This window comes from Martelella mangrovi, assembly GCF_040545495.1.
Lineage (GTDB): Bacteria > Pseudomonadota > Alphaproteobacteria > Rhizobiales > Rhizobiaceae > Martelella > Martelella mangrovi.
Window position 1 is genome coordinate 87464 of record NZ_JBEPLY010000008.1, and the last position, 24884, is coordinate 112347.

The window sequence follows — 24884 nt, forward strand, 5'->3', positions numbered from 1 at the left end:
GGCTTCAGTCTCCGGCTTCCGCCGCCACGAAGGCCGCCCCTTCCTTGCCATAGAGAAACCCGTTGGACAGCGGGGCCTGGGGATAGATCGCGTTCAGCCGCGCCTTGCCGGTCTGCACGTCGAGCTGGCCGTCAAGCACATCGCGATAGACCCTTGCCACAGCCACCATGTCGCAATCCTGCGGCGACAGGCGGAAGCGGTTGATGCCGGCGCGCCTCAATTCGTCCAGCTCGCCGAGCAGGGCCTGACAGGTGTGCGACATGGTTTGAACACCGTTGAGGCTGAGGAAAGGCTGGCGATCAAGCGTGCGGACATCGAGACCGTCAGGCTCTTCCGCGCAGACAAACATGCAATTATCCTTGATCTTGCCCTTGGAGCGCGCATGGGCGCACCGCGCCGAAATCGCAAGCGGCACCCGGCCGAAGGCGAAGACCTCCAGTTCAACGCCGGGATCGCCGGCGGCGATCGCCGCAATCGAGTTCATCGGCAGTTCAGGCGGCAGGCAGAGCGCGGTCGCACCCCGCGTTTTCAGCAACCTGGCCGTGGCGGCGTTGTAGACACTGACCAGCGGTCCCACCGTATGGGGACGGCTGTCGAGATACATGAAGGCGGAAAGGTCATTCACCTCGATCAGCCGTTCGCTCTCGGCGGCAACGGCGCGCAGCTTCTTGGTCTCGCGCATCAGCGTCACCAGCGCATAGGTGGAGATGACGACTTCCTTGCCGGCCGCCTCCAGCCGCTCGGCCACCTCGTCCATATAGGGATCGATGAAATGCTGACGCTTGGAACAGACCGTCTCACCGATAATGACGCGGGAGACCGGAGCCTCATCGGCGATGCGGAAATAGAAGTCGCGCCATTTCGGGCCGTCCCAGAGATAGTAGACCGGGCCGAGCGTGAGTTGCGTGCTGATCATCCTATTCTCCCTTATCGCCATTTCTTTTCATAAGCGCCCGACGTCGTCTTCTGCCCTTCCGACAGGCCACGAAGCCCGGCCAGCAACACCGCCCGGCGTTCGGGATCGGCATCAAGCGCAGCCTTGAGCGTCGAAACGACTTCGGCGACATAGGCCTTGCCGCGCTGGCGCCCTTCGATCTTCAGCGCCGAAACTCCGGCTTCGCGCAGTGCATCGATTTCGCTCATCACATCGAGCGAGACCGGGTCCTCGAAGGCATAGCCACAGGCCTCGCCGATATCGAACCGGCCCTTGCAGAGCGTCGGGTAACCGGCAGGCTCGCCCTGACCGAAGCGGTTGATCGTATAACCACCGAGTTCGGAGACCATCTCATTGCCTTCCCGGCGGTAGCGCACATGGCTTGCCGGCGAGCAGACACCGTTCATGTTGGGCGACTTGCCCGTGGCATAAGAAGACAGCGCGCAGCGCCCTTCCGCCATCACGCAAAGCCCGCCAAAGACGAAGACCTCGATCTCGCATTTCACGGCCTTGGAAATCTTGGCGATATCGGCAATCGTCAGCGTGCGCGGCAGAACCACGCGCTTGGCGCCGAAAGCCTCAACCAGAAAACTGATCGCATCCGCATTGGAAGCCGACGCCTGAACCGAAACATGCAGGCGCTGTTCGGGCAGGTTTTCCGCGACATAGGCCATCAGCCCCATATCGGCCAGGATCAGGGCATCGGCGCCGAGCCGCGAGGCATCCCGCGCGCCCTGATACCAGACCTCTTCGGCCCCGGCACGCATGAAGGTGTTGAGCGCGACAAGCACTTTCGCGCCATGCCCGTGGGCATAGGCAATCGCCTCGCCCAGTTCCTCTCGGGAGAAATTCAGCCCCGGGAAATTGCGGGCATTGGTTTCATCACGAAAGCCGCAATAGACGGCATCCGCGCCGGCATCGACGGCAGCGCGAAAGGCGGACGGTGTCCCCGCCGGGCAGATCAACTCCATGAATGCGGCTCCTCGAACAGGACCTTGCCGCGAATGCGCGCGGCCGTGCGGGCAACAACCGGCGCGAACGGGCCAGCAAGCGTAGAAAGGTCGCTCGGCAGGTCGATCTCGCAATCATCAAGCGCGTTTCTCAGCGCCAGCATGGCCTCCATGTCGCCCGAAATCGCCAGATCGCGCGAAAAGAACAGCGCATCGCCGTCCAGTCGTCCTTCCATCAGCGCCAGAAGCATGAAGAACGGGCCTTCGACGGAGGCATCGGCGCCGTCTTCCGCATCGCCGCGCAATACGGTGACTTCTTCCTCTGCCGGCGCGACGACGAAGACGAAGGGAAGATCGATGGGCCGGAACGCATAGCGCTTGGCCTTGTGTTCTCCCAGACGCTCGAAAAGGCCGGGATGGCGGCGCATCAGCCGTTGCAGCAGCATGTTGGCGGTGCGCTCGGCAATCGGGACCGGCACAAGATCGAACGGGATGGCGAGTGCTGGCGGAAGTCTCATCAGTTCTGCCTTTTGTTAAGCCTTGATGGCTGCAAACTATCGGCAGAGGCGGCACTGCGATTTGAGCTAGCGCAAAGACCACCGCTTTTGCGAACGTCAATGAAAGCACATGAAAAAAGAAACGCCGCCGCACCGCTATGACGGACTTCAGGACTTCCTCGACACGCTCGAACGCCGTGGCCGGCTGAAGCGGATCGCACGGCCTGTCGCGCTGAAACACGAGATCACCGAAATCCACAGACGGGTGCTTGCCAAGGGCGGCCCGGCGCTGCTGTTCGAAAAACCGGTCGATGAAGCCGGGCGAATCAGTGAAATTCCGCTGGTCGCCAACCTGTTCGGCACGCGCGAACGCGTCGAATGGGGGTTCGGTCTGGCAGAAGGCGGGATCGGTGAACTGGCAACGCTGCTGAGCGAGCTGAAGTCCCCTCACCCGCCGGCAAGCCTGAAGGACGCGATGGGCAGTCTTCCATTGCTCCGTTCCGCGCTTTCCCTCGGCGTGAAGGAGGAAAACCGTCCGCCCTGTCAGGAAGTCGTCTGGCGCGGCGATGCGGTTGATCTTGGCCGCCTGCCGATCCAGTGGTGCTGGCCGGGTGAGCCGGCGCCGCTGGTGACATGGCCGCTGGTGATCACCCGCGATTACGGCCCCGCCGGTCCGGCCAATGTCGGCATCTACCGCATGCAGGTGCTGGGAAAAAACCGGCTGATCATGCGCTGGCTCGAACAGCGCGGCGGGGCAAAACACTTCCGCTCATGGCAGAAGGCGGGCAAGGACATGCCCGTGGCGATCGCCATCGGCGCAGACCCGGCGACGATCCTGTCGGCCGTGATGCCGCTGCCGGAAGACATGAGCGAACTCGATTTCGCCGGCGTCCTGCGGGGCCGCAAGACCCGCGTCGCCTCCGCCCTCACCCAGCCGCTTTCCGTGCCCGCCAATGCGGAAATCGTGCTGGAAGGCACGGTTTCGGTGACCGAGGAAGCCGATGAAGGGCCATACGGCGACCACACCGGCTATTTCAACGCGGTCGAGCGCTTCCCGGTCGTCACCCTGACGGCGATCACCATGCGCAAGAAGCCGGTCTATCTTTCGACCTATACCGGGCGGCCGCCGGACGAGCCATCGATCATGGGCGAAGCGATGACGGAACTGTTCATTCCGCTGGTCAAGCAGCAGTTTCCCGAGATCACCGACATCTATCTGCCGCCGGAGGCATGCTCCTACCGCGCCATCGTCGCCTCGATCGACAAGCGTTATCCGGGCCAGGCGCGCCGGGTGATGATGGGGCTGTGGTCGATGCTATCGCAATTCAACATGACCAAGCTGATCATCATCGTCGATCCCGACGTCAATGTCAGAAGCTGGGATGATGTGATGTGGGCGCTTTCCACCCGCTTCGACGCCTCGCGCGACACGCTGCTTCTGGAAGGAACACCGGTCGACTATCTCGATTTCGCCTCGCCGAAACCGGGGCTTGGCGGCAAGCTGGGCCTTGATGCGACCAACAAGATCGGCCCGGAGACCGATCGCGAATGGGGCAAGGTGCTGACGATGTCGGACACGGTCCGGCAGAGCGTCGACCGGATGTGGCACGAACTGGGGCTCTGAGCCCCGCCCGCAGCCCGGTCAGATACCGGCGCCCTGGTTTTCGTAGTTCGCCATGCCTTCCAGAAACTCCGCAACAAAGGGGCTTGCCGGTGAGCGCACCAGTTCTTCCGCCGTGCCGAACTGCTCGATCCGGCCTTCAGACATCACGGCGATACGGTCGGCGATCTCGAAGGCCTCTTCCTGATCATGGGTCACCAGAATGGCGGAAATGCCGACCTTGCGCTGCAGATCGCGCAGCGCGGTGCGCAGCCCTTTGCGGATCTTGGTGTCGAGCGCGGAAAATGGCTCATCCAGCAACAGCAGGCGCGGCTCGATGGCCAGTGCACGCGCCAGTGCCACGCGCTGACGCTGGCCGCCGGAAAGCTGCGAGGGATAACGATCGGCAAGGTGGCCGATCTCGGACATATCAAGCAGCGCCTTCACCCGCTCGCCAATCTCGCTGCGCGACGGCCGGAGCCCGCGCGGACGCATTTTCAGCCCGAAGGCGGTATTGTCGGCCACGCTCATATGCTCGAATAACGCATAGCTCTGGAACACCATGCCGAAACGGCGCAGCCGCGCCTCAAGCCCGGTAATATCCTCGCCTTCCATCAAAAGCCGGCCGCTTTCAGCAAACTGCAATCCGGCAATGATACGCAGCAGCGTGGTCTTGCCGGAGCCGGACGGGCCCAAAAGCGCAACGAATTCGCCGGGCGCCACGTTGAGATTGACGGCATCCAGCACAAGATTGCTGCCGTAGGATTTCGAAACATTCTCGATCTCAAGAGCCATGATCGGCCTCCCGGTTGATCTCAGTGCACATTCGGATGCCGCATTTCAATCACCGCCCGCAAGATCAGCGTGATAACGGCGATGACGGCAAGGATGGTGGCTGCCGCAAAGGCGCCGGCGACATTGTAATCGTCATAAAGAAGCTGGACCTGCAGCGGCAGCGTCATCGTCTCCCCGCGAATATTACCGGAGACGACGCTGACGGCGCCGAACTCGCCGATAACGCGGGCGTTTGCCAGAACCGCGCCATAAAGCAGCGCCCAGCGGATATTCGGCAGCGTGACGTAGAAGAACGTCTGCCAGCCATTGGCGCCGAGCGTGAGTGCTGCTTCCTCCTGATCCCGGCCGGAAATCTCCATCAGCGGGATCAGTTCGCGGGCGACAAAGGGGCAGGTCACGAACAGCGAGACCAGCACGATCCCCGTCAGATTGAACATCAGCTGGATGTTCCACTGGTCGAGGAAGCCGCCGACAAGGCCGGTCGAGCCATAGACCAGCAGATAGCAGAGACCGGCAACGATGGGCGAAATCGAAAACGGCAGTTCGATGATGGTGACCAGCGCCCGGCGGCCGGGAAAGCGGAACCGGGTGACGGCCCATGCCGCGCAGATGCCGAAGACGATATTGACCGGCAGCGCGATCAGCGCGGTAATCACCGTCAGCATGATCGCATGAACGGTTTCCGGCTCGGTAATGCTGGCGGCGTAGACCCCGACACCTTCGGAAAAGGCGCGGACGAAAATCGCAAGGCTCGGCAGTCCCATCACCAGCGCCGCAAACGCCACGGCAATGATGACCAGGACGAAACGCCGGGCACGGCGGCGGCGCATCAGGGCGCGAACCTGCGGATGCATGGTGTTCTCCGCCATGGCTCAGCCTCCCCTCTTCAGGTGCCGGCCGGCGCGTCCGGTGGCGATATTGGCGGCGACCAGCACGATGAGCGCCAGCAGAAGCAGCGTTCCGGCAATCGCGCTTGCGGCCGGAAAATCATATTCATCGAGACGGATCATGATCAGCAGCGAGGCGATCTCGGTCTTGTAGGGCATGTTGCCGGCAATGAAGATCACCGCGCCGAATTCCCCCAGCGAGCGGGCAAAGGCCAGCGACGCGCCCATGATGAAGCTTGGCCAGAGCTGCGGAAAGACGATGTGGCGAAACACCTGAATGTCACGCGCGCCCAGCGTCTGCGCGGCTTCCTCAAGATCGGTGCGCAAGCTTTCCATCACCGGCTGCACGGTCCTGACCCCGAAAGGCACGGAGGTAAACGTCATGGCGATCGCGATGCCCCACCAGGTATAGGCAACCTTGATGTTCATCTCGGAAAGCAGCATCCCCATCCAGCCATTGCGGTCGTAAAGGGCGACAAGCGCAATACCGGCAACAGCCGTCGGCAGTGCGAACGGCAGGTCGATCAACGCATCGAGCAGGCGCTTGCCGGGAAACTTGTAGCGCACGATGACCCAGGCCAGCAGCAGGCCGAAACAGGCATTGAACACCGTTGCCATCAGTGCGGCCGAAATCGTCACCCGGAAGGCTGCAAGGGTACGGTCGGACGAGATGATCCGCCAGTAATCAGCAAACCCGAGCTGTCCGAGCTGAAAGAACAGGGCGCTGAGCGGCAGCAGGATGATCAGGCAGGTGAACAGCAGCGTCACGCCGAGTGTCAGGCCGAAACCGGGGATAACCCGGCGGGCGGCCCGTCGCGGACGGCTGGCTTGTGGAAGCGAAATCGACATGGTGGCCCTGCTTGATGTGAAGGCTCGATGCAACACATCGGCGGCGAAAAGGCAAGAGGCCCGCGCCAAAGCGCAGGCCCCGGATTGTCAGCAGATCAGGCTCAGTTGCCGGACTGGATCTGATCCAGCACGCCGCCATCGCTGAAGTGGGTTTCGTTGGCCTCACCCCAACCGCCGAAGACGTCTTCGACCGTCACCAGCTTCACTTCCGGGAACTTGTCGGCATATTCGGCCTTCACTTCCGGGTTGTGAACGCGGTTGTTGAACGAGGCGACGATTTCCTGGCCTTCCTTGGTATAGAGGAATTCCAGATAGGCCTTGGAAACATCAAGCGTGCCACGCTGTTCGGCAACCTTCTCGACGATGGCAACCGGGAATTCGGCCAGAAGCGAGATCGAGGGAACCACGCGGGTATATTCATCCTCGCCATACTGGGCGCGGATATTTTCCACCTCTGCCTCGAAGGTGATCAGCACATCGCCGATACCGCGTTCGACAAAGGTCGTGGTCGCGCCGCGGCCGCCGGTATCGAAGACAGCAACATTGCCGAGAATATCGCCGACGAATTCACGCGCCTGGGCGTCATCGCCATCGAACTTTTCAAGCGCATAGGCATAGGCCGCCAGATAGGTGTAGCGGGCGTTGCCGGAGGTCTTCGGGTTGGGGAAGACGAGCTGCACATCGTCGCGGGCGAGATCGTCCCAGTCCTTGATGTCCTTCGGATTGCCCTCGCGCACCAGGAAGGCGGGCAGCGAATAATAGGGCGACGCATTGTTCGGCAGGGCCTGCTGCCAGTCCTCGGCGACAAAGCCGTTATCGGCCAGCACCTGCACGTCGAGCACCTGGTTGAAGGTCACGAGGTCGGCCTTCAACCCCTGCAGGATCGCACGGGCCTGCTTGGAAGAGCCGGCATGGGACTGTTTGATGGTGACATCCTGTCCGCTTTCGTTCTTCCAGTATTCGGCGAAAGCCGGGTTGATCGTCGCGTAGAGTTCGCGCGCGATATCATAGGACACGTTCAGGATTTCCACCTGATCGTCGGCCCTTGCCGGGGCGCCGGCGGTCAGAAGGAGAGCGGCGCCGAGCGCGGCGAAAAGTGTCTTTTTCATCGGGAAACCATTTTTTCGTGTTTCGAACTGTGGCGAAATTTAGAAAAGTTGATCGCTCAATCCAAGAAAACCGTTCGCCGTAACCGGCCACCGTTAGAAAATTAAATTCAATCTTCGTCGTTTTGACGCCGTTTGGTTCCGTTGCCGGAAGGACAGGCCGCGACCTCCCGTTTTCAGGTTGTTTTACCGTTGAATGCCCGGAACCCGTCGATCGCGCCGCTAAACACTAGCGGCGACCGGTCTTTTCTTTCCAGTGCTTGCGGCAATAGGAGACGTAACGCTCATTGCCGCCGACTTCGATCTGGGGGCCGTCCAGCAGAACGTTTCCTGCACCGTCGAGACGCACGACCATCGTCGCCTTGCGGCCGCAATGACATATGGTGCGCACTTCGCGAAGCTCGTCGGCCAGCACGAACAGCTCTCTGGACGCGGGAAACAACTCGCCGCGAAAATCCGACCGCAAACCATAGGCCATGACCGGCAGGCCCAGTTCGTCCACGACCCGGGCCAGCTGCCACATATGCTCTGCGGTGGCGAAATGGGCCTCGTCGACAAACAGGCAGTCCATGCTGCATTCATCGTTCAGCCGGGCCGTCAGTTCGAACAGATCGGTTTCGGGACCGAACGTCACCGCCTCCGCCTTCAACCCGATGCGCGATGACACGACGCCTTTGCCGGCCCGGTCATCAAGCTCGGCCAGCAGGATCACCGCATGCATGCCCCGCTCGCGGTAATTATAGGCGGCCTGCAGCAGCAGGGTCGATTTTCCCGCATTCATCGTTGCGTAATAGAAGTGAAGTTTTGCCATTGTCCCGATCCTTACGACCTCCTTTTGCCGTCAGGCGCAGGCGATAATAAAGTGCAAAAAGCGGCAAACCACAGGAAACACGCTGCACTCTCTTCGCCCGCGAGACAAAAGGGCATGACTTGCCGTACCGGCCGGTTTGTGAAAAACATCTCCCCGGTCAGGCATGCGCCCTTCCGGTTCACAAACACCCAATATCCGTGATCTGCTTCGAAAGTTCTTCCATGAACAAGGCTGTGGAGCTCCACAATATCGACATCGTTTTTGGCAGGCGTCCCCGCCGGGCCCTGCCGCTGATTGACGCCGGACTTTCGCGCGACGATATCCAGCGCAGGACCGGCAATATCGTCGGCGTCAGCAATGCGTCGCTCACCATCGGCGAAGGCGAGATCGTCGTGCTGATGGGCCTTTCCGGTTCCGGCAAATCGACCCTGCTGCGCGCTGTAAACGGTCTGGCGCCGGTCACCCGCGGCAGCGTGGTCGTGCACACCGACAGCGGGCCGGTCGCGCCATACAAGGACGGAAACCGCGCCCTGCAGGCGCTCAGAAGCCGTTCCGTATCGATGGTCTTCCAGCAGTTCGCCCTGCTGCCCTGGCGCAGCGTGGCCGAAAATGTCGGCTTCGGGCTTGAGCTTGCGGGCATCAACGGCAGACAAAGGCGCGAGCGGGTTGAAGAACAGCTGGCGCTCGTCGGCCTTTCCGACTGGGCCGATCAGCCGATCCATTCGCTTTCCGGCGGCATGCAGCAGCGCGTCGGACTGGCGCGCGCGCTGGCGACCGGCGCTCCGGTTTTGCTCATGGATGAACCGTTTTCCGCACTCGACCCCCTGATCCGCGCCCATCTTCAGGACGGACTGCTTTCGCTGCAGCAACGGCTGAAGAAAACCATCCTGTTCGTCAGCCACGATCTCGACGAGGCCATCAAGCTCGGCAACCGGATTGCGATCATGCAGGCCGGCAAGATTGTTCAGACAGGAACGCCGCGTGACATCATCAGGGCGCCGGCAAACGATTATATTGCCCAGTTCGTTGCCCGCACCAACCAGTTCGCGGTGCTGACGGCGGAGGATATCATGCAGCCCGTGACCGACCGTTCCCGGCTTGAGACCCGGGTTTCGGCAACGGTCAAGCCGCAGACATCCATCGCTTTGCTGCTGCGCGCGTTTGCTGAACGGCCGGGCGTGATCGCGGTCATCGACCGCGGACGGATTACCGGAACGATCACCGAGAGCGATGTGATGGCCCATCTTGGCGGACACCGGCCGGGCCCGGACCCGAACGAGGTTTCCCGATGAACCAGAACGTCCTGCGCGAAACCGATGATGCGGCACGAACCCTCGCCCGGAAACTCATTCGCGAAGCGCCTTTTGCCGCCTTGGCCGTGAACGAACCGGAGACCGGTTTTCCCCTGGCAAGCCGCGTGCTGCTGGCAACGGATATTGACGGCACACCGGTGATTCTCGTTTCCCGCCTTTCTGTCCACACGCAGGCGATGGAACGCGACCCGCGGGTATCGCTCCTGACGGGCGAGCCCGGCAAAGGCGACCCGCTCGCCCATCCCCGACTGACCACGCGCTGCCATGTAAGCCCCGTCATACGGGAAAGTGACCACCATGAACGGCTGCGTCAGCGGTTTCTCGACCTCCATAAGAAAGCAAAGAATTACATTGACTTCCCCGATTTCAACCTGCTCCGCCTGGAGCCGGTATCGGCCAATCTCAATGGCGGTTTCGGGAAGGCCTATTTTCTGGAGGGGACAGATATCGTCAGGCAGAATGCATTGGCGGCATATCAATGGTTTGACCTCACTTATGCAAAAAAGCATGCAGAAGTCATATTCGAAAAAGCCAAAAAGAAAGAATACACGCTCATAACTATCGATCCTGAAGGCATCTATATTAAAAAAGGAGACGCAACAGAAAGATCAGAATTTGCTAAAACTGCCGAAAATCATGATGATGTTTTTACATTTGTCCGTGATATAGTCGAAAAAATACCCTAAATTTCGTATTACTTTTCAATACACACTTGTGTAAGTTTTTCAGCGGATACAGAAATTACTTGGCGCCGAAATCAACAAAGGAAACATCATCGTGACCGCAGATACACAAATGGACAAAACCGCCATTGCAGCTGGCCTGCTTTCGGCAATGGCCAATCCGAAACGGCTTCAGATTTTGTGCGTATTGATCGAGAACGAGATGCCCGTGGGTGCGCTTGCCAACCGTGTCGGCCTCAGCCAGTCGGCCCTGTCGCAGCACCTCTCAAAGTTGCGCTCGCAAAACTTGGTGGAAACCCGGCGGGAAGCGCAGACCATTTACTACAGCACCCATGCCGAACCCGTGCGCAAGCTGCTCGAGACCCTCGACGACATTTATGACGATCAGCCGAACTGGCGCGACACCCTGACGGGGTGATGCGACACCGAGCCGGAAGCGATTTTGAAAAACCGGGCCGTCACAAGGCCCCGTGCGCGCCGCCTTACTGCTTGACGGCGCTTCATCCGCTGATAACGTGCTCCACGAAAATTTAAAAAACAGCTGGCCCGGCAAAACGGGTCACTTTCTTTTGTGGAGCAGCTCATGTCGGATCGTAGCGCCGTCGTACCCAACAATCTCGAAGCCTTCTGGATGCCGTTTACCGCAAACCGGCAGTTCAAACAGGCGCCACGCATGTTCGCCTCGGCGAAGGACATGTACTACACCACCGTCGACGGCCGCACGGTGCTGGATGGCACGGCGGGCCTGTGGTGCGTGAATGCCGGGCATTGCCGGCCGAAGATCACCGAGGCGATCCGCGCCCAGGCCGGAGAGCTGGATTATGCCCCGGCCTTTCAGCTCGGCCACCCCAAGGCCTTCGAGCTGGCCAACCGGCTTGTCGAACTGGCGCCAGAGGGCATGGGCCATGTCTTCTATACCAATTCCGGTTCGGAATCCGTCGATACGGCCCTGAAAATGGCGTTGGCCTATCACCGGGTGAAGGGCCAGGGCGAACGCTTCCGCCTGATCGGTCGCGAACGCGGTTATCACGGTATCAATTTCGGCGGCACGTCGGTCGGCGGCATTGTTTCGAACCGCAAGATGTTCGGCACGCTTTTGACCGGTGTCGATCACATCCCCCACACCCACCTGCCGGACGCCAATGCCTTCACCAAGGGCGAGCCCGAGCACGGCGCCGATCTCGCCGATGCGCTGGAACGGATCGTTGCCCTGCATGATCCGTCCACGGTTGCTGCCGTCATTGTCGAGCCTGTGGCCGGCTCCACCGGCGTTCTCATCCCGCCGAAGGGCTATCTCCAGCGCCTGCGCAACATCTGCGACAAACACGGCATCCTGCTGATCTTCGATGAAGTGATCACCGGTTTCGGTCGTGTCGGCGCACCGTTTGCGGCCGAATATTTTGGCGTGACGCCGGACATCATGACCACCGCCAAGGGGCTCACCAACGGTGTTATCCCCATGGGCGCCGTATTCGTCAGGGACGAGATCCACGACGCCTTCATGAACGGCCCCGAGCATATGATCGAGTTCATGCACGGCTATACCTATTCGGGCAATCCGATCGCATCGGCCGCGGGTCTCGCCACGCTGGAGACCTATCAGGAGGAAGGGCTACTGACCCGCGCGCAGGAACTTGCGCCTTACTGGGAAGAGCAGCTCCACAGCCTGAAGGACTGCCCGCATGTCATCGACATCCGCAATCTTGGCCTGATCGGCGCCATCGAACTGGAGCCGATTGCCGGCGAACCGACCAAGCGCGCCTTCTCCGCCTTTCTCAAGGCCTATGAGGACGGCCTCCTGATCCGCACCACGGGCGACATCATCGCGCTGTCGCCGCCGCTGATCATCTCGAAAAGCGAGATCGACGAGCTGTTCGACAAGCTCCGCACCGTGCTGATGAACAATATCTGACCGCAATGCGGCGGGGCCTGCCAGGCATTCCGCCGCATTGCTTCACCCCGCGACGCCCCCCCCCCCCCACGGCCCAAACGGCACAAACGGCACAAAACGAGGTCCCCGTCATGACAGACGCTATCCGCATTGCAAACGACGCACTGACCGTCACCGTTTCGCCACTAGGCGCCGAGACACAGTCGATTGCGACCGCAGACGGGCGGCAATGGCTCTGGAATGGCGACCCGGAATTCTGGACCGGGCGCGCGCCGATCCTGTTTCCGATTGTCGGCAAGGCGCCCGATGACCGGGTCGAAATCGGCGGCGAAAGCTTCGTCATGAAACAGCACGGCTTCGCGCGGCGCAGCACGTTTGAGCTTGCCGAAAGCAGTGAAACGCGCTGCCGTTTCGTCCTGACGGATTCAGCGGAAACACGAACCGCCTACCCCTTCGCCTTCCGGCTTTCGGTCGAGCATGTCCTCGAGGAAAAGACGCTTGCCGTCTCCGCAACGGTTGAAAACACCGATGACAAGCCGATGCCCTTCGGTTTCGGCTTTCATCCGGCTTTCTGCTGGCCGATGCCGGGCATGACCAAGGGCCATGTCCATCACATCACGCTCGCAAACCGCGCCGAACCGGCAATGGTCCGTCTGCGCGGCGGGCTTATCGACCTGACGCCACTGCCCTCCCCCTTTTCAAAGGGCATCCTTGCCCTCGACCATGACTATTTCGAAGACGATGCGATGATCTTTCCGGAAGGCGCCGGCGACCGCCTGACCTTCAGCGCGGAAGACGGCCCCGACCTGCAGTTCGCATTCGAAGGCCTGCCCAATCTGGCGCTGTGGACCAAGCCCGGCGCGCCTTACATCTGCGTCGAGCCCTGGCATGGCATGGCCGCCGCCCATGGCAAGGGGGCGGCCCTCGAGGACCGCCCGTCGACCAAGATCCTCGCACCCGGGGAAAGCGCGCGATTTGCCTACAGCGTCACCATCGACGCCTGACGCCCCTCACAGTTTCGCGCAGAAGCCGTCGAACGCCCCGAGGTCGACATGGGCCTCGTTCAGCACGCCGGTCATGCCCGGCAGGTCGAGAGTATCGACATGTTCAAGCGCGACCTGCAGCGGCACGGATTGCGGCGTGTCGGCGAAATTGTAGACGAACAGCAGCGTCTTTCCGTTCTTTTCGCGCGTAAACATCAGCACGTCGTCATTGTCGCTGTCGATGAAGGTGATATCGCCGTCGAACAGAACATCGTGCTCGCCCCTGAAGGACAGCACCGCGCGGTAGTGATTGTAGACCGTATCCGGTTCCGGCGCCTGTTCGAACACCGAAAGCGGCAGATGCTCCGGCGGCACTGGCAGCCAGGGTTTGTCGGCGGTGGTAAAACCGGCATGCGGGGCGACATTGCTCCACGGCATCGGCGTGCGGCAGCCGTCGCGCCCCTTGAAGGACGGCCAGAAGCGGATGCCGTAGGGGTCGCGCAGATCTTCAAAGGCGATCTCGGCCTGTGGCAGCCCCAGTTCCTCGCCCTGATAAAGGCAGACGGAACCCCGCAGCGTCGCCAGTACGGAAATCGCCAGCCGTGCCACCGGCTCCCGCTCCGCTTCGGTTTTGGCAAAACGCGAGACGTGGCGGTCGACATCGTGGTTGGAAAACGCCCAGCACACCCAGCCGTCCTTCACCGTGGCAAAGTAATTCTCCACGCATTCGCGAATATGCGCGGGCGAGAAATTCGGTCCGAGAAAATCGAAGGTGTAGCACATGTGCAGCTTGTCATTGCCTGAGGTGTAGGCGGCAACGGTCTTCAGCGAACGCGCGCCGTCGCCCACCTCGCCCACCGATGTGCGCTGGTCGTATTCATCGAGCAGCGCACGGAAACGCTGGAGGAAGCCGATATTTTCCGGTCGCGTCTTGTCATAGATATGCTGCTGGAAACCATAGGGGTTCACATCCGGCGCATCGAGCCCGACCGGGCCGAGCTTGCCGTCGACCGCCGGATTGTCGCGCAGTTTTTCATCGCAGAAATAATAGTTCACCGTGTCCAGGCGGAAACCGTCGACGCCCAGTTCCAGCCAGAAGCGCACGGTTTCCAAAAGCGCATCCTGCACGGCTTTGCAATGGAAGTTGAGGTCCGGCTGGCTGGCAAGGAAATTGTGCATGTAATACTGCTTGCGCGTGCCGTCCCATTCCCACGCCGGGCCGCCGAAGATCGACAGCCAGTTGTTCGGCGCGGTTCCGTCCGGCTTGGCATCGGCCCAGACGAACCAGTCGGCCTTGTTATTGTCCTTGCTCTTGCGGCTTTCCTTGAACCAGTCATGCTGATCGGAGGTGTGGGAGAGCACCTGATCGATGATGACCTTCAGCCCCAGCCGGTGGGCTTCAGCCACCAGCGCCCTGAAATCATCCAGCGTGCCGAACATCGGATCGACATCGCGGTAGTTGGAGACATCATAGCCCATGTCGGCCATCGGCGACTTGAAGAAGGGCGACAGCCAGATGGCGTTGACGCCCAGTTCGGCGACATAGCCGAGCCGCCGCGTGATACCGGGAAGATCGCCGATCCCGTCGCCGGTGGTATCCTGAAAGGAGCGCGGGTAGATCTGATAGATGACGCCGCCGCGCCACCAGTCGGCCGTTTCGTTTTTCTCGCCGGTCATGGAAAAGTCCCTGTTCGAAATTGCTGACCATCAGCCTATCGCCGGGACAGCGCGCGGTAAATGCGCAAAGGCGCATTATCCGCAAGAGGGCATTCTGCTACGGTTGCAGTGTAATAAGGCTGTAACATCCCTTGGATAACAGGGCTGAACCGCTTTTGCGCAACCCTTGAGAATCGGACGGCGAACGTGGACGCACACGCAACGAAACGATTGACCCTGATTTCCGATGCCTGGCATCCGCAGGTCAACGGCGTCGTCCGCTCGATCGAGAATACCAATCGCGAGCTGGAGAAGATGGGCGTTGCGGTCACCATGATCACGCCCGACCTATTTCGCTCGATGCCGATGCCGACCTATCCCGAAATCCGGCTGGCGCTTGCCACCTACGGCCAGGTCGCCCGCAAGATCAAGGAAAGCGCCCCGGATTACGTCCATATCGCCACGGAAGGGCCGCTCGGCTTCAAGGCGCGGCGCTATTGCCTGAAACACGGCATCCGGTTCACGACCAGCTACCACACCCGCTTTCCCGAATATGTCGCAGCCCGCCTGCCGATCCCAAAGGACATGCTCTATGGCATCGTCCGCCGGTTCCACAATTCCGGCAATGGCTGCATGGTGGCAACCGACAGTCTCGCCCACGAGCTGGAAGCACGCGGCATCCACAACCTGATGCGCTGGAGCCGCGGCATCGATAACGCGCTGTTTCATCCCCGCACGAAATCGGAAGCGCCATTCGGCGGCCTCAAACGGCCGATCTTTCTGACGGTCGCCCGTGTTGCGGTGGAAAAGAACCTGCCCGCCCTGCTCGAACTCGACCTTCCCGGCAGCATTGTGGTGGTCGGCGATGGGCCGGCGCGCAAGGCGCTGGAGGAAAAGTTTCCTGATATCCACTTCACCGGCGTCTTGCAGGGGGAGGCTCTGGTCGAGGCCTATGCCGAAGCCGATGTCTTCGTGTTTACCTCAAAGACCGACACGTTCGGCAACACCATCATCGAGGCGCTGTCGAGCGGCGTGCCCGTGGCGGCTTATCCCGTAACCGGCCCGAGCGATATTCTCGCGGGCCATGAGGGCGCCGGGGCACTGGACGAAGACCTGAAGACAGCCTGCCTGAAGGCGCTTGCCGGCTCACCGGAAAAGGCCCGGGAACTGGCGCTCACCTACACCTGGGAAGCGGCCGCCGGACAATTCTACGACAATATGCGCACCGCGCATGACGGCTGATCAGCGCTTCTTCTTGCGCTTGTGCTCGAACGGGTTGTCACCGGCGCGGAAATGGATGCGGATCGGCACGCCCGGCATCTCGAAATCGGCACGCAGGCCATTCGTCAGATAGCGGATATAGCTTTCCGGCACTGCATCGGGCCTGGTACAGGAAATCATGAAGCCCGGCGGGCGGGTCTTCACCTGCGTCATGTATTTCATCCTGAGGCGCCGGCCGGAAACGGCGGGCGGCGGATGGCTGACGGTCTGGCTGTCGAGCCAGCGGTTGAGCCGCGCCGTCGAAATGCGGCGGTTCCAAACGCGGTCGGTATCGACGATGGCCTGCATCAGCTTGTCGAGGCCGGTGCCCCGTTCGCCCGAAATCGGCACGGCACGAATGCCGCGCGCCTGCGGCAGAAGGCGTTCCGTCTTTTCACGCAGATCCGCCAGAACCTGCTGGCGGTCCTCGATCATGTCCCACTTGTTGAAGGCGATCACGGCCGCCCGGCCCTCGCGGATGACGAGGTCAACGATCTGCAGGTCCTGTTTTTCAAACGGGATCGTGGCGTCAAAAACGATCACCACGCATTCGGCAAAGCGGATGGCGCGCAGCGCATCGGAAACGGAAAGCTTTTCGAGCTTTTCCACCACCTTCGCCTTGCGGCGCATGCCGGCCGTATCGAACAGCTTGATCGGGCGATCGCGCCACTCCCACTCCACCGAAATGGAATCGCGGGTAATCCCCGCCTCCGGGCCGGTCAGCAACCGTTCTTCGCCGAGATAGCGGTTGATCAGCGTCGACTTGCCGGCATTGGGACGGCCGACAATGGCGACCCTCAGCGGCTTGCTGTCGTCGTAGGGTGCGGCCTCTTCCGGGTTTTCCGCTTCCTCACGCGTCAGCATCACATCGGTTTCAGCCTCCGCGCCGTCGTCTTCGTCACCGAAGGCGCGGTCCTCGCCGATCGCGGCGATGATCGCCTCGCGCAGATCGGTCAGGCCCTGGCCATGTTCGGCGGAAATCGGGCAGGGTTCGCCAAGGCCCAGCGTGAAGGCATCATAAAAACCGGCATCCGAGCCACGGGCTTCCGACTTGTTGGCAACCAGCACCACCGGTTTGCCGCGGCGGCGCAGCAGTTCCGCAAGCGTGTTGTCGGCGGGCGTCAGCCCGGCTTTCGCGTCCACGAGAAACAGCGAGAGGTCGGCCTCGTCAATGGCCGCTTCGGTCTGCGCGCGCATGCGTCCCGGCAGGGTATCGGCGGCCGCCTCTTCAAGCCCGGCCGTATCGATGATGGTGAAGCGCAGGTCGTAAAGTCGCGCCTCGCCCGGCCTGCGGTCGCGCGTCACCCCCGGCGTGTCATCGACAAGCGCCAGCTTCTGCCCGACCAGACGGTTGAACAGCGTGGATTTGCCGACATTCGGCCTTCCGACGATTGCGACCTTGAAACTCATTATGTCCTCGCGGGCCGGCCTAACCGGCATCCTGGATTTCGCCGTCGGCAGCCATGACCTCAAGCAGGATCTGTGCACGGTTCAACGCATTGCGCGGCGCTTCCGGGTCATTGGCAATTTCCTCGAACCATTCCTGCGCACGATCGTAATCCTGATGCCCGTAGGCCGAAAGACCGAGAATTTCACGCGCGGAAAAGCGGAACGGGTTACCGTCATTGGCCAGCGCCTCGACTTCGGCGGAAACCTGCGCATAGGTGCCGGTATCGACCAGAAGCCAGCCGGCGCGCAGCTTCGCGGCATCGCGGATTGCGTCAGGCACGCTGCGATCCTTGCCGATGGAGGAGAAGGCCGAAACGGCCGCGGCCGTATCGCCGGCTTCGGAAAGCAGGGTCGCCGAACGCAGTTCCGCCAGAACCGGATAGGAACCGTGCCCTTCGGCTTCAAGCTGGGCCAGCGTTTCTTCGGCAGCATCGAGATTGCCGGCATCGATCTGGTTCAGCGCGGTCAGGAACACGTCACCGGACTGGGCGGCCTCGCGCGCCTGCCAGTATTCATAGCCGCGCCAGCCTGCGGTTCCGACGACGAGCAGGACGGCAAGCGCGATGAGATAGCGTCCGAAACGCCGCCATGCGTCCTTCATCCTGTCGGAGCGCAGTTCCTCGTTCACCTCGCGGATAAAACTGTCGTCCTGATTTGCCATTCCGTCACTCCGGCGCGATTTTCCTTGGTCCAGTGCCGGGCCTTCTAACCGTTTTTTCCGTCCGTTGTAAGAGCAAAAGCCGCCCCGGCATGGCGATATTGCGCCGGATCGGCGATTTTCACATGCCAAGCGAAACCGGAACGCCGATCAGCCAGACATGAAGCTTCCAGATGAACAGGCCCCAAAGCGCAATCCCGAGCACAAAGGCATAGGCATCATAGCGCGCCGAGACGAACGGTTTGCGGCTGTAATGCCCCGCCCGTTCCCTGCGCGCCAGCGAAATACGCAGGATCACCGCCCAGATGAGCAGGCCTGCAAACAGGATGACGGAGGCCGCCTCGCCATTGGCCAGCAGATGGGCAAAGGCCCAGATCTTCACCGACAGCACCATCGGGTGCTTGGCCATGGACGCAATACGCCCCGGCGGAAAGAAACTCGCGGAAAGACAGATCATCGCGACCAGCATCAGCAAGACGGTGACATGCGCCATCCAGAACGGCGGCGTATAAAGAACGATGCCCTGCCGGCGGGCATGCCCGAAGGCGAAGATCATGAAAACGAGCGCGGCAAGCGCTGCAACAGAGAAGACACCCCTCCAGGCATTTTCCCCGAGACGATCAATCATTGTCCGGCGAAAGTCCGGTGCGAAGGTGTGAACGAGATGAATGCCTGTGAAAATCAGTACGGCAATGATGAGCATGATCATGGCGCTATCCCCCTGAAGGCGCAGAAACCATGCTCACAATAAGCCTGAAACGCTGCGGTTTGAAGTCGCTTCAACCGCAGCATTCCTTGACGGTCAGTCGGTTTGCGTATCGGCCACCGTACCGCCCGGTTCCTGATAATCCTCGCGGTCGATCTCAGGCAGGTCCATGCCGAAGATTGCGGCTTCAAAGGCCTTCAGACGTTTGTAGATCGAAATCAGTTCGATAATCGTCGTCCAGGACAGAACCAGATACTGGAACGAACTCGAAACCTGGCCGAAGGCCGTCAGGATCTGCTGAACGATGCCGTAGGTGATTTTCCCTGCGACCATGGTCGGCACGAGAATGAAATAGGCGAAGATATTGTCGGCCTGAAGGTAGAGACTGCGGAACAGGTTGAAATAGGTGTAGTGCAGATAGAGCCGGAAATAGTTGCGCCGCACATTGGTGAAAAGTTCGCGGAGCGTGATTGGATCGGCCCTGTCTTCATGATCCTCGCCATAGACCAGTTCCTTACGATAGGCCGCCTCAACGCGCTGGTTGCGGAATTCGAGCCCCGGCAGCTTGATGCCGACGACCGCAAGCAGCACCGTGCCGAACAGCGACCAGAAGATCGCCGCATTGAAAAGCGGCGCGGGAATTTCGCCGATGATCGGCAGATGCGTCACATAGCCCGAGAGCGAGAACAGGACCGGCAGGAAGGCGATCAGCGTCATCACCGAATCGATGATGGAAACGCCCAACCCCTCCATGATCGAGGCAAAGCGCATCGTATCTTCCTGCACACGCTGCGAGGCGCCCTCGATGTGGCGGACCCGATCCCACATGCCGGTGTAGTAGTCATTCATCGCTGTGCGCCAGCGGAAGATATAGTGGCTGATGAAGAAGCGCGACACGATGAAGATGATGATGCTGAGCGAGGTGATCTGGAAGAAGACCAGCATCAGGGAATAGAAATCGCCCTCGGTAATGCCCTGATTGCCCTCAAGCGCGGCCTGCAGCGTATCCCCGAAAGGCCGCCGCCAGTTGTTGATCGCGACCGAAATCTGCACCGAGAAATAGGTGACAAAGATGATCAGCGACGAGCCCCAGACCGACCAGGCCTGCCATTTGTGATTATCGCCGAAAAACCACCAGAAAATACCAAATGTGACCGTGAAAACCGCGTAGTAGATATAAAACCAGAGGAAATCCGGCGCGACGAAATGGGCAAGCCCGATCGGCTGTTCGCCTTGCGGATAGGGCGCAAAGCCCATACTGACCCCGACCTCCCGCATGACCGTGTACCAGAGCAGGATCCCTAGGAGAGACCATAAAACAGCAGAGGCAAAAAACAGTTTGGGCTTTGGAAAAAACGACTGAAACAAGGAGCTGGCCTTCCGAAAAAGCGCGCTAAAAAAGGGTTTCTACGCCCATCTATGGCAAAAACCGTTCAAAAGAGAAATTAAACATTGTTCAGGTGGGCCGAAGCATTGTGCATCGCAACCGGCAAAAGATCATCGTTCGCCGTCGGGAAGCGTCAGCACCACCGGCCCGTTACGCGTTGCAACCAGCGTGTGTTCGAACTGCACCGTGAGCGCCTGCGGGATAGAGTAGAGCACCCAGTCCTGATCTTCCTCTTCCTCGGCAAACTCGCCGCCAAGCGACAGGAACGGCTCCACGGTGAAGACGTGGCCCTCTGCAATGCGGCGGCGTTCGCCGGGATCGGGCCAGGTGGAAATCTCGCCGGGCTCCTCGTGAAGCGAGCGGCCGATGCCGTGGCTTGCGAGATTGCGGATCAGCGAATAGCGGTTTTTCTTGGCAAAGGCGCCGACGGCATTGCCGATATCGGCAAATTCGCCGCCGGGTTTGACCTGGTTGATCCCGGTCCACATCGCCCGCCTGCCGTCGCGGCAAAGGCGTTTGACCTTGCTGGAAACCGGCGGCACCGCGAAGGATGCGCCGGTATCGGAGAAAAACCCGTTCTTCTCGGCCGAAACGTCGATATTGACGAGATCGCCGGCGGCAATCACCCGGTCGCCCGGAATGCCGTGGGCGACTTCCTCATTGACCGAAATGCAGGTGGCGCCGGGAAACTGGTAGGTAACTTCGGGCGCCGACTGCGCGCCGTTGTCGTCAAGGAACTTGCGGCCGATCTGGTCGAGTTCGAGCGTGGTGATGCCGGGCTCAAGCGCCTTCGACATCACCTCGATTGCTGTCGCGCAGATGCGGCCGATTTCCTTCAGGGCCTGAAGTTCTTCTTCTGTTTTGACGATCATCGAGGCCCTTCCGCAGCTCTTGTTTTCTAAACCGGTTCACCATCGGCCAGCATTTCGCGCACCATCGGCGCGACCTTTGTGCCGAACAGCTCGATGGCATGCAACACTTCGCGTTGCGGCACAAGCCCGACGGCGAACTGAATCATGAACCGGTCGAGACCGAAGATACGCTGGTGCGCAACGATCTTCCTCGCCAGATCCTCCGGCCCGCCGACAAACAGCGCGCCTTCCGGGCCCATCGAGGCATCGAACTGCGCCCGGCTTTGCGGCGCCCAGCCGCGTTCGCGCCCGAGCCTGTCCATGACGGCCTTTTGTGGCTCGAAAAAGATATCGGCGGCTTCTTCGGCCGTATCGGCCAGAAAACCGTGGACGGAAATGCCGCGCTTCAGCTTTGCCGGATCATGACCGGCCTGCTCGCCGGCCTGACGGTAGATATCGAACAGCGGCGCAAACCGGCGCGGCTGACCGCCAAGAATGGCGATGATCAGCGGCAGGCCGAGGAAACCGGCGCGCGCCATCGACTGCGGCGTGCCGCCGGCGGCGATCCACACCGGCAGCGGGTCCTGCACCGGGCGCGGATAGACGGCGAGGTCGTTCAGCGGCGCGCGGGTCCGGCCCGACCATGTCACCTTCTCGTTTTCGCGGATCTTCAACAGCAGGTCGAGCTTTTCGGAAAACAGTTCGTCATAGGCTTCCAGCGGATAGCCGAACAGCGGAAAGCTCTCGATGAACGAACCGCGCCCCGCCATGATCTCCGCCCGGCCGGAAGACAGCAGATCGACGGAGGAAAACTGCTGGAACACGCGCACCGGATCATCGGACGAAAGGATCGAGACCGCGCTCGTCAGCCGGATATTTTCCGTCACCGTCGCAGCACCTGCCAGAACCGTGGCCGGCGAAGAGACGAGATAGTCGACGCGGTGATGCTCGCCGACGCCGAACACATCGATCCCGACCGCATCGGCAAGCCGGATTTCTTCCATCAAGTCCTTCATGCGGCGTTCGGCTTCGCGGCCGCGATCAACGCCGTTTGCGGGATCGACATCGGCAAATGTGAATACGCCCAGTTCCATCAGATCGTCCTTTCGCGCCGGGTGCGGTTTGCCCTGATATGGCGCATCGGGGCACCCAAGTCACGGGATCGTGCGTTGCCGCTTTTGAAACGCTGTGTTCACACCTGCCGACAAGCCACAACAGCATTCGCCGCAATCGGTGCATTTCTTTGGCCTGCCGCCGCATGCAGGCAATTGCATGGCTTCCGGTTTGCGCATACCCTTTCTGGAAAATCACAAACAACAACAAACGGGAATGGCAGGACAATCATGGGACGCACTGTAGTGGTGACCGGCTCGACAAGCGGCATCGGCCTCGGCATCGCCGAAGGCTTTGCCAAAGAGGGCGACAATCTCGTCATCAACGGCTTCGGTTCCGAAGAAGCCATCAACCAGGCGGTCAAGCGCATCGGTAGCATCGGCGACGGTTCCGTCATCTATCACCCCGCCGACATGACCAAGCCGGACGAGATTGCCGATCTGATCGCCACCGCCGAACGCACCTTCGGCAGCCTCGACGTGCTGGTCAACAATGCCGGCGTCCAGCATGTCAGCGCAATCGAGGACTTTCCGCCGGAAAAGTGGGACCAGATTATCGCCATCAATCTGACAAGTTCCTACCACACGATCCATCATGCGGTTCCGCTGATGAAGAAAGCGGGCCATGGGCGGATCATCAATCTGGTTTCCGCCCACGGACTGGTCGCCTCGCCGTTCAAATCCGCCTATGTGGCGGCAAAACACGGCATGATGGGGCTGACAAAAACGGTGGCGCTGGAGCTTGCCCGCGACAACATCACGGTCAACGCCATCTGTCCCGGTTATGTGCTCACCCCGCTGGTGGAAAAACAGATCCCGGATACCGCAAAGGCGCGCGGCCTGACGGAAGAACAGGTAAAAACCGATGTTCTGCTCGCCGCCCAGCCGACCAAGCAATTCGTGACCGTCGAGCAGATTGCCGCCGCAGCGCTTTATCTTGCCAGCGATGCCGCCTGCCAGGTCACCGGCACCCATATTTCGATTGACGGCGGCTGGACCGCGCAATAACGCCGGCCTCCGGATATTTCTGAAGGAAATTTGATGACGATACGGTTCATCCTGAATGACAGGGAAGTGACGCGCGACAGGTTCTCGCCGTCTGAAACCCTGCTTGACTATCTGCGCCTGGAGCGACGCCTGACCGGCTCCAAGGAAGGCTGCGCTGAGGGCGATTGCGGCGCCTGCACGGTGCTTGTCGGCAGGCTGACGCGCGGCCGGCTGGTCTATGAGACGGTCAATTCCTGCATCCGTTTCACCGCCTCGCTCAATGCCACCCATGTCGTCACGATCGAGCATCTGGCGGCAAAGGACGGCGCGCTGCACCCTGTCCAGCAGGCCATGGTCGATATGAACGGCTCGCAATGCGGCTTCTGCACGCCCGGTATCGTGATGTCGCTTTATGCGCTGTGGATGGAAAACGACAAGCCGTCACGCCGGGCGATTGAAAAGGCGCTACAGGGCAATCTCTGTCGCTGCACCGGTTACGAGCCGATCATCAAGGCGGCGGAAACGGCTTCCGCCACCCGCCCCGATGCCGCCTTCGATGCCATCGCGCGCGAACGCGACAGCGTCATGACGCAGCTTGCGGCGATGAAGAGCGACGAGACCATCACCGTGGGCGATACGACATCGCGCGCCATCATTCCGGGTTCCGCCGCTGCCCTTGCCGATGTGCTTGCCGAATATCGCGATGCCACCATCGTGGCCGGTTCGACCGATGTCGGATTGTGGGTCACCAAGCAGATGCGCGCCCTCAACCCGATGGTGTTCATCAACCATCTGGAAGAACTGCAGACGATCACCGAAACGGAGAAAAGCATCATCATCGGCGCGGGCGTGACCTATACCGAGGCGTTTCCGGCCCTTGCAAAAGCAATCCCGGCCTTTGCCCGGTTGATCGACCGGATCGGCGGCGAGCAGGTGCGCAATATGGGCACCATCGGCGGCAATGTCGCCAATGGCTCGCCGATCGGCGACACACCGCCGGCACTGATCGCGCTCAACGCCACGCTGACGCTGCAATCGACAGATGGCACGCGCTCAATCGCGCTTGAGGACTATTTCCTCGATTACGGCAAACAGGACCGGCGGCCGGGTGAGTTCGTCCTCAGCCTCACCGTGCCGAAGCCTGCCTTAGATGCGCATTATGCCGTCTACAAGGTCTCCAAGCGCCGCGAGGAGGACATTTCCGCGCTCTGCGGTGCGTTCTGTCTTCAGCTATCCGCCGACGGCACGGTTGAGAAAATCCGCATCGCCTATGGCGGCATGGCCGGCACACCCAAACGCGCAGCCCATGTGGAAGCAGCCCTTGCCGGCAAGCCATGGACCAGCGAAACCGTTGAAGCCGCCCGCCCCGCTTTTGAAAGCGACTACCAGCCGATGACGGATATGCGCGCGACCGCCGCCTACCGCATGCTGGCGGCGAAAAACCTGCTCTCCCGCCTGCTGCTGGAAACCGGCGGAAGCCCGCAGGAACTCATCCGTTTCGAGCGGGAGGAGGCGTAAC

24 protein-coding genes are annotated in these 24884 nt (G+C 60.9%); 9 read left to right on the forward strand and 15 right to left on the reverse strand.

The window, feature by feature from the left end:
- Window positions 1-4: 4 nt before the first annotated feature.
- The 3 genes from ubiV to ubiT are packed head-to-tail and all read right to left on the reverse strand — an operon-like array spanning window position 5 to window position 2405.
- Window positions 5-916 carry a ubiquinone anaerobic biosynthesis protein UbiV gene (gene ubiV, locus ABID12_RS12695; RefSeq protein WP_354434504.1) on the reverse strand — a complete coding sequence of 304 codons (912 nt, stop codon included), beginning with the start codon at window positions 914-916 and terminating at the stop codon, window positions 5-7.
- Between the two features lie 11 nt (window positions 917-927).
- A complete protein-coding gene (ubiU, locus tag ABID12_RS12700; protein WP_319518941.1) occupies window positions 928-1905 on the reverse strand; it encodes a ubiquinone anaerobic biosynthesis protein UbiU in 978 nt (325 codons plus the stop codon).
- Window positions 1896-2405: a ubiquinone anaerobic biosynthesis accessory factor UbiT gene (gene ubiT, locus ABID12_RS12705; RefSeq protein WP_394706112.1), complete on the reverse strand. Its 510-nt coding sequence runs from the start codon at window positions 2403-2405 to the stop codon at window positions 1896-1898. Before ubiT ends, ubiU begins: the two co-directional genes overlap by 10 nt.
- A gap of 106 nt (window positions 2406-2511) precedes the next feature.
- Here ubiT and ABID12_RS12710 point away from each other — a divergent pair, with 106 nt between their 5' ends.
- The gene (locus ABID12_RS12710; RefSeq protein WP_354434505.1) at window positions 2512-4005 is read left to right on the forward strand and encodes a UbiD family decarboxylase; all 1494 of its coding nucleotides are present in this window, start codon (window positions 2512-2514) and stop codon (window positions 4003-4005) included.
- 18 nt (window positions 4006-4023) lie between these two features.
- Here the strand turns inward: ABID12_RS12710 and ABID12_RS12715 are convergent, their stop codons facing one another.
- The 5 genes from ABID12_RS12715 to ABID12_RS12735 form a co-directional block, all read right to left on the reverse strand.
- Complete coding sequence (locus ABID12_RS12715; protein WP_354434506.1) at window positions 4024-4776, reverse strand: ABC transporter ATP-binding protein; 753 nt, start codon at window positions 4774-4776, stop codon at window positions 4024-4026.
- Between the two features lie 20 nt (window positions 4777-4796).
- Window positions 4797-5630: a sulfate ABC transporter permease subunit CysW gene (gene cysW, locus ABID12_RS12720; RefSeq protein ID WP_435528235.1), complete on the reverse strand. Its 834-nt coding sequence runs from the start codon at window positions 5628-5630 to the stop codon at window positions 4797-4799.
- An 18-nt stretch (window positions 5631-5648) separates the two neighbouring features.
- Complete coding sequence (gene cysT / locus ABID12_RS12725; protein ID WP_106306460.1) at window positions 5649-6512, reverse strand: sulfate ABC transporter permease subunit CysT; 864 nt, start codon at window positions 6510-6512, stop codon at window positions 5649-5651.
- Window positions 6513-6613: 101 nt separating this feature from the next.
- Window positions 6614-7621, reverse strand: a complete 1008-nt coding sequence (gene cysP / locus ABID12_RS12730; RefSeq protein WP_354434507.1) for a thiosulfate ABC transporter substrate-binding protein CysP — start codon at window positions 7619-7621, stop codon at window positions 6614-6616.
- Window positions 7622-7847: 226 nt separating this feature from the next.
- Window positions 7848-8429 (reverse strand): thymidine kinase, encoded by a 582-nt coding sequence (locus tag ABID12_RS12735; RefSeq protein ID WP_319518938.1) that lies wholly within the window; start codon window positions 8427-8429, stop codon window positions 7848-7850.
- 221 nt (window positions 8430-8650) lie between these two features.
- On the opposite strand from ABID12_RS12735, the gene ABID12_RS12740 reads away from it, so the two are divergent.
- The 5 genes from ABID12_RS12740 to ABID12_RS12760 all read left to right on the forward strand — a co-directional run bounded on the left by ABID12_RS12740 (window position 8651) and on the right by ABID12_RS12760 (window position 13320).
- The gene (locus ABID12_RS12740; protein WP_354434508.1) at window positions 8651-9721 is read left to right on the forward strand and encodes a quaternary amine ABC transporter ATP-binding protein; all 1071 of its coding nucleotides are present in this window, start codon (window positions 8651-8653) and stop codon (window positions 9719-9721) included.
- The gene (locus tag ABID12_RS12745) at window positions 9718-10428 is read left to right on the forward strand and encodes a HugZ family pyridoxamine 5'-phosphate oxidase (RefSeq protein ID WP_354434509.1); all 711 of its coding nucleotides are present in this window, start codon (window positions 9718-9720) and stop codon (window positions 10426-10428) included. Before ABID12_RS12740 ends, ABID12_RS12745 begins: the two co-directional genes overlap by 4 nt.
- A 109-nt stretch (window positions 10429-10537) precedes the next feature.
- Complete coding sequence (locus ABID12_RS12750) at window positions 10538-10843, forward strand: ArsR/SmtB family transcription factor (RefSeq protein WP_106306445.1); 306 nt, start codon at window positions 10538-10540, stop codon at window positions 10841-10843.
- Window positions 10844-11008: 165 nt separating this feature from the next.
- Window positions 11009-12337, forward strand: a complete 1329-nt coding sequence (gene aptA, locus ABID12_RS12755; RefSeq protein WP_354434510.1) for an omega-aminotransferase AptA — start codon at window positions 11009-11011, stop codon at window positions 12335-12337.
- Between the two features lie 110 nt (window positions 12338-12447).
- Window positions 12448-13320 (forward strand): aldose 1-epimerase family protein, encoded by an 873-nt coding sequence (locus ABID12_RS12760; RefSeq protein WP_354434511.1) that lies wholly within the window; start codon window positions 12448-12450, stop codon window positions 13318-13320.
- Window positions 13321-13326: 6 nt separating this feature from the next.
- Here ABID12_RS12760 and bglA read toward each other — a convergent pair whose 3' ends face one another.
- Window positions 13327-14976: a beta-galactosidase BglA gene (gene bglA / locus ABID12_RS12765; RefSeq protein WP_354434512.1), complete on the reverse strand. Its 1650-nt coding sequence runs from the start codon at window positions 14974-14976 to the stop codon at window positions 13327-13329.
- A 186-nt stretch (window positions 14977-15162) separates the two neighbouring features.
- Between bglA and ABID12_RS12770 the strand changes: the two genes are divergently transcribed.
- Entirely contained in the window at window positions 15163-16197 is a 1035-nt protein-coding gene (locus ABID12_RS12770; protein WP_354434513.1) for a glycosyltransferase family 4 protein, read from the forward strand.
- Here the strand turns inward: ABID12_RS12770 and der are convergent, their stop codons facing one another.
- The 6 genes from der to ABID12_RS12800 form a co-directional block, all read right to left on the reverse strand.
- On the reverse strand, window positions 16198-17625 hold the full coding sequence (der, locus tag ABID12_RS12775) for a ribosome biogenesis GTPase Der (RefSeq protein WP_354434514.1): 1428 nt from the start codon (window positions 17623-17625) through the stop codon (window positions 16198-16200). It lies immediately after the preceding gene.
- Between the two features lie 19 nt (window positions 17626-17644).
- Complete coding sequence (locus ABID12_RS12780) at window positions 17645-18325, reverse strand: tetratricopeptide repeat protein (protein WP_354434515.1); 681 nt, start codon at window positions 18323-18325, stop codon at window positions 17645-17647.
- A 118-nt stretch (window positions 18326-18443) separates the two neighbouring features.
- On the reverse strand, window positions 18444-19031 hold the full coding sequence (locus ABID12_RS12785) for an NnrU family protein (protein WP_354434516.1): 588 nt from the start codon (window positions 19029-19031) through the stop codon (window positions 18444-18446).
- Between the two features lie 93 nt (window positions 19032-19124).
- Window positions 19125-20396, reverse strand: coding sequence for a peptide antibiotic transporter SbmA (gene sbmA, locus ABID12_RS12790; protein WP_106306425.1), 1272 nt, complete (start codon window positions 20394-20396; stop codon window positions 19125-19127).
- 129 nt (window positions 20397-20525) lie between these two features.
- Entirely contained in the window at window positions 20526-21287 is a 762-nt protein-coding gene (gene map, locus ABID12_RS12795) for a type I methionyl aminopeptidase (protein ID WP_354434517.1), read from the reverse strand.
- 26 nt (window positions 21288-21313) lie between these two features.
- Window positions 21314-22360: an LLM class flavin-dependent oxidoreductase gene (locus ABID12_RS12800; RefSeq protein WP_354434518.1), complete on the reverse strand. Its 1047-nt coding sequence runs from the start codon at window positions 22358-22360 to the stop codon at window positions 21314-21316.
- A gap of 249 nt (window positions 22361-22609) precedes the next feature.
- Here ABID12_RS12800 and ABID12_RS12805 point away from each other — a divergent pair, with 249 nt between their 5' ends.
- Window positions 22610-23386 (forward strand): 3-hydroxybutyrate dehydrogenase, encoded by a 777-nt coding sequence (locus ABID12_RS12805; RefSeq protein WP_354434519.1) that lies wholly within the window; start codon window positions 22610-22612, stop codon window positions 23384-23386.
- 33 nt (window positions 23387-23419) lie between these two features.
- A complete protein-coding gene (xdhA, locus tag ABID12_RS12810) occupies window positions 23420-24883 on the forward strand; it encodes a xanthine dehydrogenase small subunit (protein WP_354434520.1) in 1464 nt (487 codons plus the stop codon).
- The last annotated feature ends 1 nt before the right edge of the window (window position 24884 follow it).